Source organism: Alphaproteobacteria bacterium, from assembly GCA_019695395.1.
Lineage (GTDB): Bacteria > Pseudomonadota > Alphaproteobacteria > JAEUKQ01 > JAIBAD01 > JAIBAD01.
In genome coordinates, this window is sequence record JAIBAD010000036.1 from 1 (window position 1) to 18504 (window position 18504).

Genomic DNA, 18504 nt, shown 5'->3' on the forward strand with positions numbered 1-18504 from the left:
TATAGATAAAAACTATTACTATTTATATTATAGCTATTATCTATTGTCTTATAGATAAAATTTTATGGTTAATTAATCTTTTGTTAATGTTTTGAATGTAATTTAACATTAATGTGTTTTTAATAATTAAATTAAAAATATGTAAAATAATATAATAAATATAATTTTATAGGAGTATTTATGCAGAAATTAAAAATGATTTTATCAATTCTATTTATTCCTTCATTATTTTTAACAGGATGTTCGGGTAAGGTTTATGGTCCCACAAAAACTACGAGAGATTTAGAATTGAGCGATCCTGATTATGGTGCACATAGTGACCCTTGGAATCGTGGTTATGGTAATGATAAATTTGGATTGCTCAATTATAAAGGTGATCATGAACCAAAAAGTGCAGGAACTATAAAAGAAAAAAATAATAATCCACCTGCTTCCTAAATATTTTAAGTCTAATAAAAAGCCCTTCATCCCTTTGAAGGGCTTTTTATTATATAGGTTTAAGGTAATAAATAACGATTGTTATTGATAATTATTGGTAGATATTATATTTGCTAAATTACTCTTAATCTACTTAATATAGAATTATGATAACAAGAACTCCAACAATAAAACTTCGATCAAAAAAATCACGGAAACAATCCTCAAGGCGTTGGTTAGAGCGCCAATTAAATGACCCTTATGTATTTGAAGCCCAAAAAGCAGGTTATAGATCGCGGGCTGCCTTTAAACTTGCTCAACTGAATGATAAATATTCTTTTTTAAAGAAAAATATGTATGTTATTGATCTGGGGGCAGCACCAGGTGGGTGGTCCCAGGTGGCAGCTGCTTGTGGATGTCATGTGGTAGCCTTAGATATCAATGGAATGGATCCCCTAGCAGGCGTTCAATTCATTCAAATAGATTTTATGAATTTTGATAATTGGAACCCCCAGGATTTTAATTTTCCAGAAAAGGTTGATGTTGTATTAAGTGATATGGCCTATCCAACAACAGGACATGCGGGGACAGATCATTTGCGTACCATGTCATTGGCCGAAGCTGCCTATGATTTTGCCCGCCACGTTTTAAAAGAAAATGGGACATTTTTAGCCAAAGTTTTTCAAGGTGGAACAGAAAAAGAACTTTTGTCACAACTCAAGAAAAATTTTAAAACAGTTAAACATGTTAAACCAGCAGCCAGCAGACAAGATTCAACGGAAATGTATTTATTGGCCCAAGGATTTCGGGGGTGAATAGCAGTTTAACGAAGATAACCCTAACAAAAATAATTAACCACCTAGGAAATAGTCTAGGAACTTGCTAAACAAGTCTTTATATTATTTTCACATTACTATTATATTTCATAATTGTACATAAGTTAGGGAGAATTTAATGACGATCAATAAAAAAATAAAATCTTATCTATTAACCGGTTTATTCACAACATTGTTTTTAGTCCAAGCCCCAATTGCTTTTGGTAAAGATATTGTTGTAGGCGTAAGCTGGTCAAATTTCCAAGAAGAAAGATGGAAAAAAGACGAAGCTGCAATTAAAAGCGTTCTTGAAAAATCAGGTGCCAAATATATCAGTGCCGATGCCCAAAGTTCAAATGAAAAACAAATGGGTGACATTGAAAATTTAATTGCACGTGGCGCTAATGTGCTTATTGTTTTGGCCCAAGATAATAATGCTATTTTACCAGCTATTGAAAAAGCAAAGGCAGAAAAAATCCCGGTTATTGGGTATGACAGATTAATCGAAGCTCCTGGTGTTTTTTATATAACCTTTGACAATGTTGAAGTTGGCCGTATGCAAGCCAAAGAGGTTTTAAAACAAAAACCAAAAGGTAATTATGTGTATATTAAAGGCTCCCCAACTGATCCAAATTCAGATTTTTTAAATAAAGGCCAACAAGAAGTTTTAAAGGCAGCGGTTGATAAAGGTGATATCAAAATTGTGGGTAACCAATATACAGACGCATGGTTACCTGATAATGCCCAAAAAAATATGGAACAAATTCTAACTGCCAATAATAATAAAGTTGACGCTGTTGTAGCTGCCAATGATGGAACAGCAGGGGGTGCAATTGCAGCCCTACGTGCCCAAGGTATGGAAGGAAAAGTTCCTGTATCTGGCCAAGATGGGGATAAGGTTGCCTTGAACCGTATTGCCCGTGGTATGCAAACCGTCAGCGTTTGGAAAGATTCCAAGGAACTTGGAACCAATGCTGCAAAAATTGCGCTTGAGCTTGCTCAGGGTACAACCTTAAATCAAGTTAAAGGGGCAACCACTTTTAAAGATGGTCCTAAAAAAATGGAAATGACAGCAATGTTGTTAAAACCAATTGCAATAACCAAAGATAATTTAAAGGTTGTGCTTGATGCAGGCTGGATTAATAAGAATGATCTTTGCCAAGGTGTTAAGGCAACCGATGCGCCATCTGCATGTAAATAATAATTGAATTTGGTGATATCTTTTATTCAAAAATAGGGTAAAAGATATCGCCATAATGATCAGGATGTTATGATGGCATCTTTTTTTAAAAATTATTTAAAAGCTTTAGGACCCCATACCAGAATTTTGGTTATGCTTTTGGTATTGGCTATCATTTTTATTGTCTTTGATTTTATCAGTCAGGGTACATTTATCACGCCGCGAAATCTTTTTAACCTTGCTGTACAAAGTACTGTGGTTGCTATTATGGCAACAGGAATGGTTTTGGTGATTGTAACGCGCCATATAGATTTATCTGTTGGGTCTATCTTGGGTTTTACAGGGATGGTAACAGCTTTTCTTCAGACAGAGATTTTTTTTACTGATAATGAATGGGGATGGATTGCCAGTATTATCTGTGGTCTTGTTGTTGGTATTTTAATTGGTATGTGGAATGGGTATTGGATTGCCTATAAAGCTATCCCATCTTTTGTTGTAACCTTGGGTGGGCTTCTTATTTTTCGGGGTGCAACCTTTACGCTTTCGGAAGGCGAAACAATAAGCTCACTTCATCCCAATTTTATGATGTTGGGTGGTGGATTATCAGGATCAATCGGCCCGTTTTGGAGCTGGGTCGTTGCTATCTTTATGATTGCCTTAATTTTTTATTCAATGATGGCAAATAGGCATCGCCGTAAGAAAGTAAGTTTTATAACAAAATCTTGGATGATAGAAATCATTACGTTTGTTTTTCTATCGGTTTTGATTATTGGTTTTGTTATGTTGATGAATGCCTATAAAAGACCAGATAATGACCTTGGACATGGTATTCCTGTACCTGTTTTAATTTTAATGATTGTAGCTTTAGCCATTTCATTTATGGCAACCAAAACAAAACTTGGCCGTTATATTTTTGCAATAGGTGGTAATCCTGAAGCGGCCGCGCTTTCCGGGATTAATGTTAAAAAGGTAACTGTGATTATCTTTGCGCTTATGGGGGCTTTGTGTGCCATTGCATCTGTTGTAGCAACTGCCCGCTTGGGGTCTGCCACAAATGCGGCAGGTGAACTTGCCGAATTAAAGGTTATTGCGGCAGCTGTGATTGGCGGTACATCTCTTGCAGGTGGGGTTGGCACAGTCTTTGGTGCCATCGTGGGGGCCGTCATTATGCAAAGTTTAGAAAGTGGGATGTCTTTATTAGATGTTGCACCCAATATTCAAAAAATGGTTATTGGTATGGTTCTAATTTTGGCGGTGTGGATTGATATGATATATTTAAAAAATAAACGTTAAATTTTTATGGGTAATATAATGGATCAATCACACAATAAATCTATGTCTCATCAATCTTTACCTTTGGTTGAAATGTGTGGGGTAAGCAAATTTTTTGGTGGGGTCCATGCTGTTGAAAATGTATCCATTTCCCTTTATCCCGGTGAAGTTGTTGGGTTGCTTGGCCATAATGGGGCAGGGAAAACAACCTTAATAAAAATGTTATCAGGGGCATTACCAATTGATAAAGGGGATATTTTTATCCAAGGAAAAAAAGTTGATATTAAAACACCAAAAGATGCACGCGATTACGGGATTGAAACAATTTATCAAACCTTGGCCCTTGCTGATAATTTGGATGCAGCATCTAACATATTTTTAGGCCGGGAAAAAACAACCATGTGGAATGTTCTAGATGATGTATCTATGGAAAAAGAAGCAAGATCGGTTTTGCATAGACTGAACCCAAATTTTCAAAATATTAAAGATACAGTTAAAAACCTATCGGGTGGTCAAAGACAATCTATCGCCATAGCACGGGCAATTTTATTTAATGCCAAAATTCTTATCATGGATGAACCAACAGCAGCTTTGGGCCCGCAGGAAACGGCTATGGTGGGGGAGTTAATCAAACGCCTCAAGAATGAAGGTATTGGGATTTTTCTAATCAGCCATGATATCCATGATGTCTTTAATTTAGCAGATCGGGTTGTCGTGTTAAAAAATGGACGTTTGGTGGGAACATGTAAAACCCAAGATGTAACCAAAGATGATATTCTTCAAATGATTATTTTAGGAGCTTTACCAACCAAACATCATTAAAGGGTTGACTAGTTTCATAAAAAGGATTTTTATCAATAATCTTTGCAAACATCATGCCTATAGCCTTTTTCAAATAATTGGGCTTAAAAGAATAAGGAGGGCTTTGAAATGTCAATGGTTGTTGGTTTTGCCGCCTATTCGAATGGGCGCCGTATTGCAGAATATGATCTTGATAAAATCGAAAAATTAGAATTTAAACCCAAAGAATTTGTTTGGATTGGACTACATGAACCAGATGAGAATTTGTTGCGTAAAGTGCAAAGTCTTTTCAATCTTCATGATTTGGCGATCGAAGATGCCCATACAGCTCATCAAAGACCAAAATTTGAAATTTATGGCGATTCTGTTTTTATAGTTCTTCATACCGCACAAAAAGCTGATGCGCGTATTGAATTTGGGGAAACCCATTTTTTCATTGCCAAAAATTATTTGGTAACTGTTAGACATGGATCAACCATTGCCTATAAAGATTTACGTGCACGATGTGAAAATCAACCCGAAATGCTTAAAAAAGGAGTGAATTTTGTTCTTTATTCTTTACTAGATTTTATTGTTGATAATTACATGCCTGTGTTGGCAACCATTGAAGATGAAGTTACAATTTTAGAAAATAATATTTTACATAAAAAATTCGATCTTCAAACGATTGAAGATATTTATGATTTAAAACGTGATTTGCTATCTTTACGTCGGATTGTATCACCACTTAGCGATATTATTACCAAGCTAGTACGTTTTGATACATTATTTGATGATAAAGTTTTAGATGATTATTATCGTGATGTTATTGATCATGCGTTACGTATTTTAGAAACGATTGATAGTTTGCGTGAATTGCTTACCGCGACATTGGAAACATATTTTTTGATTCTTTCGACCCAACAAAATGATGTGACCAAAAAATTGGCAGCATGGGCTGCTATACTTGCGATACCAACATCAATATGCAGTATTTATGGAATGAATTTTGATTTTATGCCAGAACTTCGATGGCATTACGGGTATTTTGGCCTTCTTGGTATTTTATTTGGGGTATGTGGCTATTTATACTATCGCTTTCGTAAAGCTGGATGGTTATAGGTACATCCTAAAATATCCTTTAAAGATGGGGGTCTATTATGATTAAAAATATCTTATGTTTTGGCGCATCCCAAACCTGGGGATGGAATCCAGAAAATGCTACCCGCTATCCTTTTGATAAACGTTGGACTGGTGTTTTGCAAAATAAACTCGGGGCTAATTATCATATTATTGAAGAAGGTTTAAATGGAAGAACAACAGTTTTTGATGATCCCTTTCAACCTGGCCGTAATGGAAGTCTGATTTTACCTGTTTTGCTTGAATCGCATGCCCCCCTTGATTTAGTTATTTTGTTTTTAGGTACCAATGATCTTAAACCTTATATTCAAAACAGTACAAAAGATGGTGCCAAAAAAGCAGCCTTGGGATGTATAAGGCTAATCCGTTTAATTTGGGCAAGTCAATGTGGCCCCAAGGGTAATAAACCTGATATTCTTTTATTATCCCCACCTTGGATTATTGAGCCCAAAGGATTAATGGAAATGGTCTTTATTGATGTTGTGGATGAATCAAAAGAATTGGCCAAACATTATGAAAGTGTTGCCAGAAATTTTAACATACATTTTATGGATCTTAGCCAATTTATAAAACCATCACCAATTGACGGAATACATATGGATGTTCATAATAATAAAATATTGGGTGAAAAACTTGCCTTAACAATACAAGAAATATATAAAATTTAATGCATATGGGGGATATGTTGGATCACAAAATTTTAAAAATCATATCATTTAAAGATCTCAATCCCGTGGCTGAAGAGGCAACGCCTAAAAAAATTTTAAAAGGCACACCCAAAACAACAACCTATAATTATTATACAGATCAAACAGAACAATTTTATAGTGGTATTTGGGAATCAACTGTTGGTTTGTGGGAAATAAATTATGAAACGAACGAACATGAATTTTGTCATATTATAGAAGGTTCTGGAATTATTACCGGGGATAATAAGTATCATTATGCTTTTAAAGCGGGCGATTCATTTATTATTCCGCCTGGTTTCAAAGGTACGTGGGAAACATTAAGCACTTTAAAAAAATATTATGCGATTTTTGTATCAAAATAATTATTTAATTACAGTTTTTGTTATCTGTACTATTTGGATCCCTACTGTTACTTGGGCAGAAGAAAATAATATATCTTGCCCTATTTTACCAAATATGGTCCAAAATAAAGTGCATGCTATTCAAACAGCAGTTTTGGCAAAAGATTACACTCAATTACAAAATTTGGCCTATCTTCCATCTTTTCAACAAAGTTATGGCGAAAATATAACCCCTGTTGAATTTTGGCAAAGAGAAGAAAAGAAAGGTATAAATATTTTTAATATTATCCTTACCCTTTTATCTATGGATTGTGTGATGACCAAGGGACCAGAGGGTGATGATTATATATGGCCAAGTGCTGTTGAAATTCCTTATACACAATTATCTTTATCACAACAACAAACCTTACAAAAACTTTATCAACATAATCTTGATTATATGTATGATAATAACAAAGAACGTGGATATTATTTGGGGTGGTTTATAACTATTAATCATGATGGGCGTTGGGTTACAATGATAAAAGGGAAGGATTGATCATAAAAGGTTAAATATAATATGAAAATTGGTATTATTAAGGAAAAAAAAACTGATGAAAATCGGGTGGCTATAACACCAGATATTGTAAAAAAAATTACAAATTATGGGTTTACTGTTTTAATTGAAAATGGGGCAGGAGAAAAATCTTTTTACCTTGATGATGATTATAAATTTGCTGGTGCCATTTTAGAAAAAAATGCAGAAACTATTTTAAAAGACATCGATATTTATTTAAAGGTTCAACTATCTTCGCCAGAAGATAGTTTTAATGAAATATCCCATTTAAAATTGGGTTGTGTATTAATTGGTTTATTAAATCCTTTTAATTTTGATAAAAAAAATTTGGATTTACTTGCCAGTAAATATATTTCAACTTTTGCTATGGAATTAATACCAAGAATTACAAGGGCGCAATCTATGGATGTTTTGTCATCCCAATCAAACCTTGCGGGATATAGGGCGGTCATTGAAGCTGCTTATGAATATAAAAGTACATTTCCTTTATTTATGACAGCGGCTGGTACGGTTAAAGCTGCCAAAATTATGGTGATTGGGGCGGGCGTTGCAGGTCTGCAAGCAATTGCAACTGCAAAAAGGCTTGGGGGTATTGTTATTGCCACCGATGTACGGGCAGCAGCTAAAGAACAAGTTGAAAGTTTAGGGGCAAAATTTATATCCATAGATCAACACCAAAATAATGAAAGCAGCACAGGATACGCCAAAGAAGTTGATGCAGATTATAAAAAAAGACAACATGATCTTTTGGCTGAAGTTATTAAAGACCAAGATATTGTTATTACCACGGCCTTAATTCCTGGAAAACCAGCACCTATCATGATTACACAATCTATGGTTGCAACAATGAAGCCAGGATCAATTATTGTTGATTTGGCGGCACTTAATGGCGGAAATTGTGAATTAACCAAACCAGGTGAAATCTTTATCTATAATAATATAAAAATTATCGGGCACACAAATATACCAAGCCATCTTGCCAAAGATGCAAGTGCCCTTTACGCCAAAAATCTTTATAATTTTTTGCAATTAATTATGAATAAAGAGCAAAAAACATTTATTGATTTAGAAGATGAAATTATCAAATCAACGCTTTTAACCCATGAAGGCAAAATTATTAATCCTCTTCTTTTATCTTAAGGAACAAAATAATGGCTGAAAATTTGAACCAAACCTTGGATAGTTTAAATAAACAAGCCCAAGATTTTGTAGGTCAATTAGATACGATTGCTAATCAAGCAATGGTATCTTTGAATGTGCAATCCCATTTAACTCAAGATCCTTTTATTCAAGAATTAACAGTATTTATTTTGGCCTGTTTTGTAGGGTATTATGTGGTGTGGAAGGTAACACCTGCCTTACACTCTCCCTTAATGTCTGTGACCAATGCTATATCCTCTGTGGTAATTGTTGGTGCTTTAATAGCCCTTGGTATTAATCAATTTGGATTAACCCAAATTCTAGGTTTTGTAGCCGTATTTCTAGCATCTATCAATATATTTGGGGGATTTATGATTACGCGGCGTATGCTTGGTATGTTTAAAAAGAAAAGATAAAATTATGGATAATTCAATTTTTGACCTTTTATATTTACTATCTGCTCTTTGTTTTATTTTAGCTTTAAAAGGATTGGCATCCCCCCTATCTGCCAGATTTGGTAATTATGTTGGCATGGTTGGAATGGCATTAGCTATCGGGACGACATTATTTGCTTTTCATATAACAAACTTTACCCTTATTTTGACAGCCCTTATCAGTGGGGGATTAATTGGTTTAATCATGGCCTGGCGTATTTCAATGACAGCCTTACCCCAATTGGTTGCCGCATTTCATAGTTTAATTGGCTTATCAGCTGTATGTGTTGCTCTTGTTGCTTTTTACCGGCCTGATCAATTTGGTATTGGCAGGATTGGGTATTTATCATCTGCCAGCCTTATTGAAATGGGGCTGGGCAGTATTGTGGGGGCGATTACATTTTCGGGATCATTAATTGCATTTGGTAAACTTCAAGCCTTGCTTTCAAGTGCACCTTTACTATTTAAAAAGCAACAATGGGTTAATATAGTTTTATTTGTTATTCTTATTGGATTATTTGTTTTATTTGTATCAAGCCAAAATCAATTTGTTTTTTGGGGATTAATTTTCCTTTCTTTTGCTCTTGGTTTTTTACTTGTTTTGCCGGTTGGTGGGGCTGATATGCCCGTGGTTGTATCCATGTTAAATTCTTATTCCGGCTGGGCCGCATCGGGTATCGGATTTACCTTGCATAATAATCTTTTAATTATTACAGGGGCACTCGTGGGGGCATCGGGCGCTATTCTTAGCTACGTGATGTGTAAAGCTATGAATAGATCAATTTTTAACGTATTATTTGCTGCCTTTAGCACAGGTGATACAACCCAGAACAAACAAATTGCAGAAGCAAGACCTATTAAAACAGGTAATGCCGAAGATGCTGCTTTTTTAATGGGTAATGCAAGTTCAATTATTATTGTCCCTGGCTATGGTATGGCTGTGGCCCAAGCGCAACATGTCTTGAAAGAATTAGCAGATTTATTAAAAAATAAAAATATCGATGTCCGATATGCCATTCATCCCGTTGCTGGAAGAATGCCGGGACATATGAACGTTTTATTAGCAGAAGCAAATGTTCCCTATGATGATGTTCTTGAGCTTGATGAAATTAATCGTGATTTTTCCACAACAGATATTGCTCTTGTGATTGGGGCTAATGATATTACCAATCCCGCGGCCAAGAATGATAAACAAAGCCCTATTTATGGAATGCCTATCTTGAATGTGGGGGATGCACAAACAGTGCTTTTTATTAAACGATCAATGGCATCAGGCTATGCAGGTATTGAAAATGATTTATTTTTTCAAAATAATACCATGATGCTTTTTGGTGATGCCAAAAAAGTTTGTGAAGATATTATAAAAGCTCTTTAAAAAAGATATCTATTTCTAAATCCCTTAATAATTTTAAATTAAGGGATTTATCAAAACACTTTTTACTTTAATAAAAATTAGCCATTAAAAACGGATATTTCTTCTTTAATGCGTAATTTCATACGTTTAAGTTGGTTCATGATATTTTGATCAGGTTGGGGGCGAAGATTTTCTTTTTTTATTAGATTTTCTAGTTCATTATGTTTATGTTTTAAAGCGTCAAGGTGACTTTGTTCCGACATGGGAAAACCTCATAATTTATTGAACTTAAGTGATTATATTATTGTAATCCTAAATGTTGTTTTTGTAAATCTTTATAAGGATTTTTTAACTTAATTATGACTCAACAAAAAAAACAAAGAATTATTATTGGAATAAGCGGGGCCTCTGGTATTGTTTATAGTTTGTGTTTTTTAGAAAAACTTCGACAATTGTCGATTGAAACGCATTTGGTTATTTCATCGTCAGCCGAACGCACCTTGGCGTATGAAACAAACAAAAAACTTAAAGACATTATTAAAATGGCCGATTTTTATTATCGACATGATGATATTGGGGCTGCTATCTCTAGTGGTTCTTTTTTAACGATGGGAATGATAATTGCACCTTGTTCTGTTCGTAGCATGTCTGAAATTGCCACAGGTGTTACATCCAATTTATTAACAAGGGCTGCAGATGTATGTCTTAAAGAAAGACGAAAATTGGTTTTATTGGTCAGAGAAACCCCTCTTCATTCTGGACATTTACGTACCATGTTAACCCTTTCAGATATGGGGGCAATTATTGCACCCCCTGTTCCTGCTTTTTATGCGAAACCTAAAAATTTGGATGATATGGTCGAACATACAGTGGGTAGAGTTGGCGATCTTTTTGATCTTGAATTTGGATTTATTAGAAGGTGGGGGGAAGAAAAATCCTTAAAAAAGCGATCTGACAATTAGTTAAAAATTAACTATTTTAATAAAAATGTTGATCATTTTGCTTTTTTTCTATATTAGAATAGATAGATAAAGTCAGATAGATGGTCTTGGGCTCCCACGACTTCTTTTTAATTTTATCTAAAGACCTAGTAACTTTTAAGTTTTAAATTTTGAGTTACTTGTTACTAACCTTTTTATAAGAAAGACTATACTCAATGACTAATGGTACAGTAAAGTGGTTTAATCACCGCAAAGGATACGGCTTCATCCAACCTCAAGATGGTTCAAAAGACGTTTTCGTTCATATTACTGCTTTGGAAAAAGCTGGTATTTCTCATTTAAAAGAAGGACAAAAATTGTCTTATGAACTTGCTACCGACAAAGGCAAAACAGCTGCTGTTAATCTTAAACTTTCATAATATGTAGCAATTTTAGAACCATTTCATAATGGTTGGGCTGATCAAAAGTCAGCCCTTTTTTATTTTATTAATATAAATTATTTTTATAAATATTAACAAATTATTAATAAATTTTATTTGATATATTATATTTTAATATAAACTAGTATTATAAAGGATATAATATGACAAATATCAAAACTATCTCAAAAAAAAATTCTACCTCTAATTCACAAATAATTTTCAGCCCAATACTGGATCAAAAAGATCCTAATAAAATAACGTCAACTCTAAATTCTTTGATGCCAGCTAACTATTATGGCACCGCAGATGATGATTTTATTTTTGGTGATTATAATAAACAAAACAATATGTTTGGTTATGATGGAAACGATTATTTAATTGGGGGTAGTTTGAATGATTTTATTTTGGGTGATGATGGTGCAGATCATTTATATGGTTATGATGGTGATGATATTGTTTTAGGTGGATGGGATAATGATTATATTTACGGTGGTACGGGTAATGATTTTGTAGATGGCGGGGATGGAGAGGACAATATTGAAGATGATATAGGAAATGATTTTATCAATGGTGGGGATGGCGATGATTATATTGAAGATAAGGGTGGTGATGATTATATTTATGGTGGTACGGGTAACGATTATATAACTGATTATAGTGGAGCAAATAAAATTTTTGGTGGGGATGGTAATGATACTGTTATAGGTGGAGATGGTAACGATATAATAAATGGTGATGGTGGTAACGACTATTTAATTGGTAGTAATGGTATTGATACCCTAAAAGGCGGGGATGGGGATGATGTATTATATGGAAATATTATATTCTTTGATACTGATCCTGATAATTTAGAAGGTGGAAATGGAAATGACCAAATATTTGCTGGTAGCGGGGATGATATGTTGGATGGTGGTACGGGTGATGATATGCTTGTTGGTGGTGGTGGCTACAATACGATGTTTGGCGGAGATGGAAATGATGAGTTTTATAGTGGTTTAGGTAATAATAATACGATAGATGGTGGTAATGGAATTGATACATTAGTATATAATGTATCAGTTAAAGATTATGCATTGCATTATTTAGGGGGCAATAAATATTATCTTCCTAATATATTAGGTGAACAAGATGTTGTTGATAATGTAGAATTTGCCGTGTTCAAGGAAGGTAAATTTAAATTAACACCGGGTGGTTTTGTACCTGTTCCCACGTTTACTTCTGGTTTGATAGAAAGCATGGCAAGTTTTGATACGGGATCAATGGATACAGGATTGAATATGGATGTGCAGGATAAAAATCAGAATACAAACTTGGTGGCAAGTGTTTTGTAATTAATATTTTAAGAAAATTAATAAAAAGGGTTGATCAAAATCAACCCTTTTATCAATATTTTTATATTTATTGTTTTGGTGGATTATAACTAAGATTGTATCCTTTTCCTACCATGCACGGCGTTTCTAATTGTTCAGCAGTATAAATTTTAGCATTTCCTTGATTTGCTTGAATGCGGCAATCACTTAAATCTTTAGCTGTTTCTTGCCTATTTGTATTAGGTTTTGTCCAATATTGTGTACAACCAGCTAATAATAAACTGCTCACAATTATTTTTAAATAATTCATAAAAACCTTTTTAATTCCGAATATAAGAATTAATTCAAATATAATTTTTAAAAATTAAATGGCGTCCCCAACGGGATTTGAACCCGTGTTACCGCCGTGAAAGGGCGATGTCCTAGGCCTCTAGACGATGGGGACGTTATGGTTTGAACGAACCAGACCCTTATGGAATAAAGGATAATTGATGCAGAATCAAGTACCTTCTTTAATTTTTTGATGTTTTGTAAAAATTATTGATTGAGCCCAGAAAACTGTCAATTTGTTCTGGGGTTGTATTAAAAGATGTAATTAATCTAATCGTTTGATGATCAGGTTTTTGAAATGATTCTTCATCCCATTGATAAAATTTGAAACCTTGATTACCCAAATAAATTGCCAAATTATTGGGTAAATTTAAAAAAAGCTCATTTCCTTCGACCCTATGGCAAAGTTGAATTTCTGGAAATTTAGATAAACCTTTGGTTAAATTTTGGGCCATAGTGTTGGCATGTCGTGCATTTTTCAACCATAGATCATTTTTAAAATAGGTTTGAAGTTGCACACTTAAAAAGCGCATTTTAGATAGTAAATGACCCGCACGTTTACGTCTATATATGAAATCTGTTGCAAGTTTAGGGTCAAAGAATATTACGACCTCGGCAGCCATGGCCCCATTTTTTGTGGCCCCTAGTGACAGAACATCTACCCCTGATTTCCATGTTAATTCTTCAGGACTACATTCAAGAAAGGCTAACGCATTGGCAAAACGTGCGCCGTCCATATGAATTTTAAGATTATATTTTTTGGCAAGTTTGCTGATCGTTTTAATTTCTTCTGGTACATATATCGTACCATATTCGGTAAGTTCAGAAAGACTAATGACCGCAGGCTGGCTATGGTGAACAACACCTTGGCCAGATTGTTGTAAAGCAGAAGTTAGTAATGCTAAATCAATTTTTCCATGATCCCCTGGAATAGGTATTAATTTAGCACCAGACGTAAAAAATTCGGGGGCGCCACATTCATCTTTATGAATATGGGCATTTTGATGACAATAGATAACACCAAAGGGTGGTGTCAGGGCCGACAAAGCCAAGGCATTGGCAGCAGAACCCGTTGAAACCGGAAAAACAACAACTTGATGTTCAAATATATCACTGATTTGCTGTGTTAAACTTTCTGTGATAGAATCTTGCCCATAAGAAGAAGCTGTATCTTGATTTGCTTCTATAAGGGAGTTTAAAATTTCTTCACATATACCGCTAACATTATCGCTACAAAAATTCATAGTTTATATCCTAAAAGGCAAAATAAAATATATGTGTATTATATTTGATGGTTCTGATGGGTGTTCGTCAACAAGAATATGATTTAAAGGATCAGAAAAAATATTTTATATCTGTAAGCCAGGATAAAATAGGTATAAGGCTAGATCGTTATATTGCGGAAACTTTAGAAAATATATCACGAAGCCGGGCAAAAACTTTAATTGAACAAGGGTTTGTCCAATTAACTGATACAATTTTGATAACTGATCCTGCTTACAAAATAAAACTTGGTCAAAATTTTGCCATTATTTTACCCGATCCTATTTCTGCTGTTCCTCTTCCTCAAGCAATAATTTTATCTGTTGTTTATGAAGATGAAGATTTAATTGTTATTAATAAGCCTGCGGGTATGGTGGTTCATCCAGGCCCAGGTAATATGGAAAATACGATGGTAAATGCTCTTATTGCTCATTGTGGTCAAAGTTTATCTGGTATAGGTGGCGTTCAAAGGCCAGGTATTGTTCATCGGCTTGATAAAGATACGAGTGGTTTGATTGTTGCGGCAAAAAATGACTTTACCCACCAAAAACTTTCGTCCTATTTTGCAGATCGATCCATAGAACGCCTATATACAGCCCTTGTATGGGGTGTACCCCAACCCTTACAGGGGCAAATCGAAGGCAATATTGGCAGAAACCCAGTAAACCGTAAAAATATGTCTGTGTTAAAAAAACATGGGAAACCTGCCTTAACATATTATAAAGTTGTAAAGAATTTTGGTCTGGCTGCGAGTATTATTGAATGTAAATTAGCTAGCGGCAGAACACATCAAATTCGGGTGCATTTAAATCATAAAGGTCATAGTGTCATTGGGGATCCAGTTTATGGAAAGGCAACATCCCATAGATTGGCAGCGGTAAATATTCAGGCTCGGGATTATATAAGTAATTTTAAACGTCAAGCTCTTCATGCAAAAACATTGGGTTTTATTCATCCACGGACCAATAAAGAATTGCATTTTGATTCGGAATTACCCGACGATATGAGACAGCTTATTAATCTTTTAGATGGAAAGTAATGCTATAATAATTATCTAAGATAACTTATAATGAATTAGAATAAAGCTAGGAACGATGAAATCATGACAACACCAACAATACCTATTTTATCTCCGGATAGCAATCTTGCCAGATATTTGCGGGAAATACGTAAATTTCCTATTTTAGAGGCAGATCAAGAATATATACTTGCTAAAAGATGGCGTGATGATGGCGATAGAGAAGCTGCCCACACTTTGGTCACAAGCCATTTAAGATTAGTTGCTAAAATTGCTATGGGATATAGGGGATATGGATTACCCCTTAATGAACTTATATCTGAAGGTAATCTTGGTATGATGCAAGCTGTAAAAAAATACGAACCAGATCGTGGGTTCCGTCTTGCAACTTATGCCATGTGGTGGATTAGGGCATCAATCCAAGAATATATTCTCCATTCGTGGTCCCTTGTTAAAATGGGTACAACGGCGGCCCAGAAAAAACTTTTCTTTAATTTACGTAAACTTAAAGGAAAATTACAAGCCATCGAAGAAGGTGATATGACATCTGAACATGTTGCCAAAATTGCAAAAGAATTATCTGTATCAGAAGATGAAGTTGTGGATATGAATAGACGTTTATCAAGCCCCGATCATTCTTTAAATGCCAGTTTAAAATCAGATAATGAAGGTGAATGGCAAGATTGGCTTGTCGATCCTAAAGATAACCAAGAAATGGTTTTTACCGAAACAGAAGAATTAGAAAAAAGACGTAAATTGCTTGATAAAGCCATGCTTACCTTAAATGCAAGAGAACGTAATATTATCGCTGAAAGACGATTAAAGGATGACCCCACAACTCTTGAAGATTTAAGCCAAAAATATGGAATAAGCCGGGAACGCATTCGCCAGATAGAGGTGCGTGCTTTTGAAAAGTTGCAAAAATCTATTCAATCACAAATTGGCCAACATAGCGATATGCTTGGCTAATTTTATGATTTAAAAGGATCCTCAACCAAAATTGTATCATCCCGTTCAGGACTGGTGGAAAGTAAAGCCACCGGTGCTTCAATAAGTTCTTCAATACGTTTGACATATTTTATGGCATTTTGGGGTAGATCTTTCCAGTGCCGTATACCCCTGGTGGATTGTTGCCAACCATCAATTTCTTCGTAAATAGGCTCTGCTTTGAGTTGAAGTTTGGATTGAGCAGGTAAATAATCATAAGAAGTTTGGTTTATTTTATATCCAATACCAATTTTGATTTTATCAAGTTCATCCAATATATCTAATTTGGTAAGTGCGATACCATTAATTCCACTCACCTTGATAGCTTGTTTGACCATAGTTGCATCAAACCACCCACAACGACGGGGACGTCCTGTGACCGTTCCAAATTCATGGCCACGTTTTCCAATATTTTGTCCAATTTCATCATGAAGTTCAGTTGGAAATGGCCCGCTTCCGACACGTGTTGTATAGGCTTTGGTAATACCCAAAACATAATTTATGTGATGGATACTTGTCCCCGATCCAATCGCCGCTTGGCCAGAAATTGTATTGGATGATGTAACATAAGGATAGGTTCCATGATCAACATCAAGCATACTGCCTTGCGCCCCTTCAAATAAAATTCTTTTATTGGATTTATGGGCATCATCTAATTCCCTCCATACACATTTAATAAAAGGAATAATTTTGGGGGCAATATCCATTAAATCTTTAAGTAAATGATCCTTGTTAACTTCTGGTCTGCCTAGCCCACGCAAAAGAGGATTGTGGTACGTTAAAAGAGCCTCAACTTTGGTGTTTAGTTCCTCATAATCAAGAAGATCGCATATTCTAACAGCTCGTCTTCCAACTTTATCTTCGTAGGCTGGTCCGATACCCCGGCCAGTTGTTCCAATTTTAGCTTTACCCATCGCTTCCTCACGCCATAAATCAAGTTGTTTGTGGATGGGTAAAATCAAGGTTGCATTTTCCGCAATGGCCAGTTTTTCAGGGGTTATAGTAATACCTTGATCTGATAAAGTTTTTATTTCATGTAAAAGAGCAAAAGGATCAATGACGACCCCATTTCCAATAATTGATCTTTTACCTTGCCGTACAATACCTGAGGGAAGTAAGCTCATTTTATATGTCTTACCTTGAATGACAAGTGTATGACCCGCGTTATGTCCACCTTGAAATCTTACTATAATATCTGCGCGTTCTGATAACCAATCAACAATTTTACCTTTACCTTCATCCCCCCATTGGGCACCAGTTACCACAACATTAACCATTTTATAATCCTTTTAAGACAATATTGAGTTTTCTCTCTAACGACGTTAAAGTTATTTAGTAAATTAATCTATTTAGAATAAAAAGAAAGTTTATTATTTTTACAATCATTTAAAAAAATGACTATATCACCAAAAGAATCGTTGATAACCATTCGTTCTGCGGATGCCAACGATATAGAAATTATCCACAAAATTTATGAACATTATGTATTAACCAGCACGGCAACTTTTGAAATTATACCTCCTGATTTAAAAGAAATGCAGAGACGCTGGGAACAAATGCGTACCAACCGATTTCCTTTTTTGGTTGCTGAAAAAAAATCCACCATTGCTGGTTTTGCTTATGTCAATTTTTTTAGAGCTAGGTCTGCCTATCAACAAACACTAGAAGATTCTATTTATATTGATCCCAATTTTATGGGACAAGGTATTGGCTTTCAATTATTAGATGAAGTTTTAAAAGAATGCCAAAAATTAAATATTAAAGAAATCATTGCTGTTATCGGTGATAGCCAAAATCAAGCATCCATTCATCTCCATCACAAATTAAATTTTCGTCATATAGGTATTTTGTCGAATGTGGGATTTAAATTTAATAAATGGTTGGATGTTGTTTTAATGCAAAAATCTTTACGGTAAAACATAAGGTCTGAAAAGAAAAAGGGCCGTATTATTTAAATACGGCCAAGTTCAGGGAGGAAAGTTCCCTAAAGAGGGAACTACAGCATAATTAACCTAATAAAAAGACCAAAATTGCTGCATTGCAGTAATATGACATAGTTTTAATAATCTTGCAATAATAAATTATATTTTAATACTATAATTAGTATATTTTTTA

Annotated in this window: 22 protein-coding genes and 1 tRNA gene; 18 read left to right on the plus strand and 5 right to left on the minus strand. The window is 34.7% G+C overall.

Features of this window, described 5'->3' with window-relative positions; translation table 11 throughout:
* Positions 1-180 precede the first annotated feature (180 nt).
* The 12 genes from K1X44_06875 (at position 181) to K1X44_06930 (ending at position 10139) form a co-directional block, all read left to right on the plus strand.
* Complete coding sequence (locus K1X44_06875) at positions 181-438, plus strand: hypothetical protein (protein MBX7147013.1); 258 nt, start codon at positions 181-183, stop codon at positions 436-438.
* 146 nt (positions 439-584) lie between these two features.
* Positions 585-1232: an RlmE family RNA methyltransferase gene (locus tag K1X44_06880; GenBank protein MBX7147014.1), complete on the plus strand. Its 648-nt coding sequence runs from the start codon at positions 585-587 to the stop codon at positions 1230-1232.
* Between the two features lie 139 nt (positions 1233-1371).
* Positions 1372-2433, plus strand: a complete 1062-nt coding sequence (gene xylF, locus K1X44_06885) for a D-xylose ABC transporter substrate-binding protein (GenBank protein MBX7147015.1) — start codon at positions 1372-1374, stop codon at positions 2431-2433.
* 69 nt (positions 2434-2502) lie between these two features.
* On the plus strand, positions 2503-3705 hold the full coding sequence (locus tag K1X44_06890) for a sugar ABC transporter permease (protein ID MBX7147016.1): 1203 nt from the start codon (positions 2503-2505) through the stop codon (positions 3703-3705).
* Positions 3706-3747: 42 nt separating this feature from the next.
* Positions 3748-4506, plus strand: a complete 759-nt coding sequence (locus tag K1X44_06895) for an ATP-binding cassette domain-containing protein (GenBank protein MBX7147017.1) — start codon at positions 3748-3750, stop codon at positions 4504-4506.
* Positions 4507-4614: 108 nt separating this feature from the next.
* Entirely contained in the window at positions 4615-5586 is a 972-nt protein-coding gene (gene corA, locus K1X44_06900) for a magnesium/cobalt transporter CorA (GenBank protein MBX7147018.1), read from the plus strand.
* A gap of 38 nt (positions 5587-5624) precedes the next feature.
* On the plus strand, positions 5625-6272 hold the full coding sequence (locus tag K1X44_06905; protein MBX7147019.1) for an SGNH/GDSL hydrolase family protein: 648 nt from the start codon (positions 5625-5627) through the stop codon (positions 6270-6272).
* A gap of 14 nt (positions 6273-6286) precedes the next feature.
* Positions 6287-6655: a cupin domain-containing protein gene (locus K1X44_06910; GenBank protein ID MBX7147020.1), complete on the plus strand. Its 369-nt coding sequence runs from the start codon at positions 6287-6289 to the stop codon at positions 6653-6655.
* Positions 6633-7172 carry a hypothetical protein gene (locus K1X44_06915; protein ID MBX7147021.1) on the plus strand — a complete coding sequence of 180 codons (540 nt, stop codon included), beginning with the start codon at positions 6633-6635 and terminating at the stop codon, positions 7170-7172. Before K1X44_06910 ends, K1X44_06915 begins: the two co-directional genes overlap by 23 nt.
* Before the next feature lie 21 nt (positions 7173-7193).
* Positions 7194-8330 carry a Re/Si-specific NAD(P)(+) transhydrogenase subunit alpha gene (locus K1X44_06920; GenBank protein ID MBX7147022.1) on the plus strand — a complete coding sequence of 379 codons (1137 nt, stop codon included), beginning with the start codon at positions 7194-7196 and terminating at the stop codon, positions 8328-8330.
* A gap of 11 nt (positions 8331-8341) precedes the next feature.
* Positions 8342-8746, plus strand: a complete 405-nt coding sequence (locus K1X44_06925) for a proton-translocating transhydrogenase family protein (GenBank protein MBX7147023.1) — start codon at positions 8342-8344, stop codon at positions 8744-8746.
* 4 nt (positions 8747-8750) lie between these two features.
* Positions 8751-10139, plus strand: a complete 1389-nt coding sequence (locus tag K1X44_06930) for an NAD(P)(+) transhydrogenase (Re/Si-specific) subunit beta (protein ID MBX7147024.1) — start codon at positions 8751-8753, stop codon at positions 10137-10139.
* 77 nt (positions 10140-10216) lie between these two features.
* Here K1X44_06930 and K1X44_06935 read toward each other — a convergent pair whose 3' ends face one another.
* A complete protein-coding gene (locus tag K1X44_06935; GenBank protein ID MBX7147025.1) occupies positions 10217-10381 on the minus strand; it encodes a YdcH family protein in 165 nt (54 codons plus the stop codon).
* Positions 10382-10477: 96 nt separating this feature from the next.
* On the opposite strand from K1X44_06935, the gene K1X44_06940 reads away from it, so the two are divergent.
* The 3 genes from K1X44_06940 to K1X44_06950 all read left to right on the plus strand — a co-directional run bounded on the left by K1X44_06940 (position 10478) and on the right by K1X44_06950 (position 12812).
* Positions 10478-11080: a UbiX family flavin prenyltransferase gene (locus tag K1X44_06940; GenBank protein MBX7147026.1), complete on the plus strand. Its 603-nt coding sequence runs from the start codon at positions 10478-10480 to the stop codon at positions 11078-11080.
* Between the two features lie 194 nt (positions 11081-11274).
* A complete protein-coding gene (locus tag K1X44_06945; protein MBX7147027.1) occupies positions 11275-11478 on the plus strand; it encodes a cold-shock protein in 204 nt (67 codons plus the stop codon).
* A 164-nt stretch (positions 11479-11642) separates the two neighbouring features.
* Positions 11643-12812, plus strand: coding sequence for a hypothetical protein (locus tag K1X44_06950; protein ID MBX7147028.1), 1170 nt, complete (start codon positions 11643-11645; stop codon positions 12810-12812).
* A 67-nt stretch (positions 12813-12879) separates the two neighbouring features.
* Here the strand turns inward: K1X44_06950 and K1X44_06955 are convergent, their stop codons facing one another.
* The 3 genes from K1X44_06955 to K1X44_06965 all read right to left on the minus strand — a co-directional run bounded on the left by K1X44_06955 (position 12880) and on the right by K1X44_06965 (position 14365).
* Positions 12880-13080, minus strand: a complete 201-nt coding sequence (locus K1X44_06955; protein MBX7147029.1) for a hypothetical protein — start codon at positions 13078-13080, stop codon at positions 12880-12882.
* Between the two features lie 80 nt (positions 13081-13160).
* Positions 13161-13236: transfer RNA gene (locus K1X44_06960), tRNA-Glu, on the minus strand.
* A gap of 67 nt (positions 13237-13303) precedes the next feature.
* Positions 13304-14365, minus strand: a complete 1062-nt coding sequence (locus K1X44_06965; protein ID MBX7147030.1) for a low specificity L-threonine aldolase — start codon at positions 14363-14365, stop codon at positions 13304-13306.
* A 56-nt stretch (positions 14366-14421) separates the two neighbouring features.
* On the opposite strand from K1X44_06965, the gene K1X44_06970 reads away from it, so the two are divergent.
* Positions 14422-15423: an RluA family pseudouridine synthase gene (locus K1X44_06970; protein ID MBX7147031.1), complete on the plus strand. Its 1002-nt coding sequence runs from the start codon at positions 14422-14424 to the stop codon at positions 15421-15423.
* A 63-nt stretch (positions 15424-15486) separates the two neighbouring features.
* Positions 15487-16371: an RNA polymerase sigma factor RpoH gene (gene rpoH / locus K1X44_06975; protein ID MBX7147032.1), complete on the plus strand. Its 885-nt coding sequence runs from the start codon at positions 15487-15489 to the stop codon at positions 16369-16371.
* A 2-nt stretch (positions 16372-16373) separates the two neighbouring features.
* Here the strand turns inward: rpoH and K1X44_06980 are convergent, their stop codons facing one another.
* Positions 16374-17666, minus strand: coding sequence for an adenylosuccinate synthase (locus tag K1X44_06980; protein ID MBX7147033.1), 1293 nt, complete (start codon positions 17664-17666; stop codon positions 16374-16376).
* A gap of 117 nt (positions 17667-17783) precedes the next feature.
* Here K1X44_06980 and K1X44_06985 point away from each other — a divergent pair, with 117 nt between their 5' ends.
* Entirely contained in the window at positions 17784-18305 is a 522-nt protein-coding gene (locus tag K1X44_06985; protein MBX7147034.1) for a GNAT family N-acetyltransferase, read from the plus strand.
* Positions 18306-18504 lie beyond the last annotated feature (199 nt).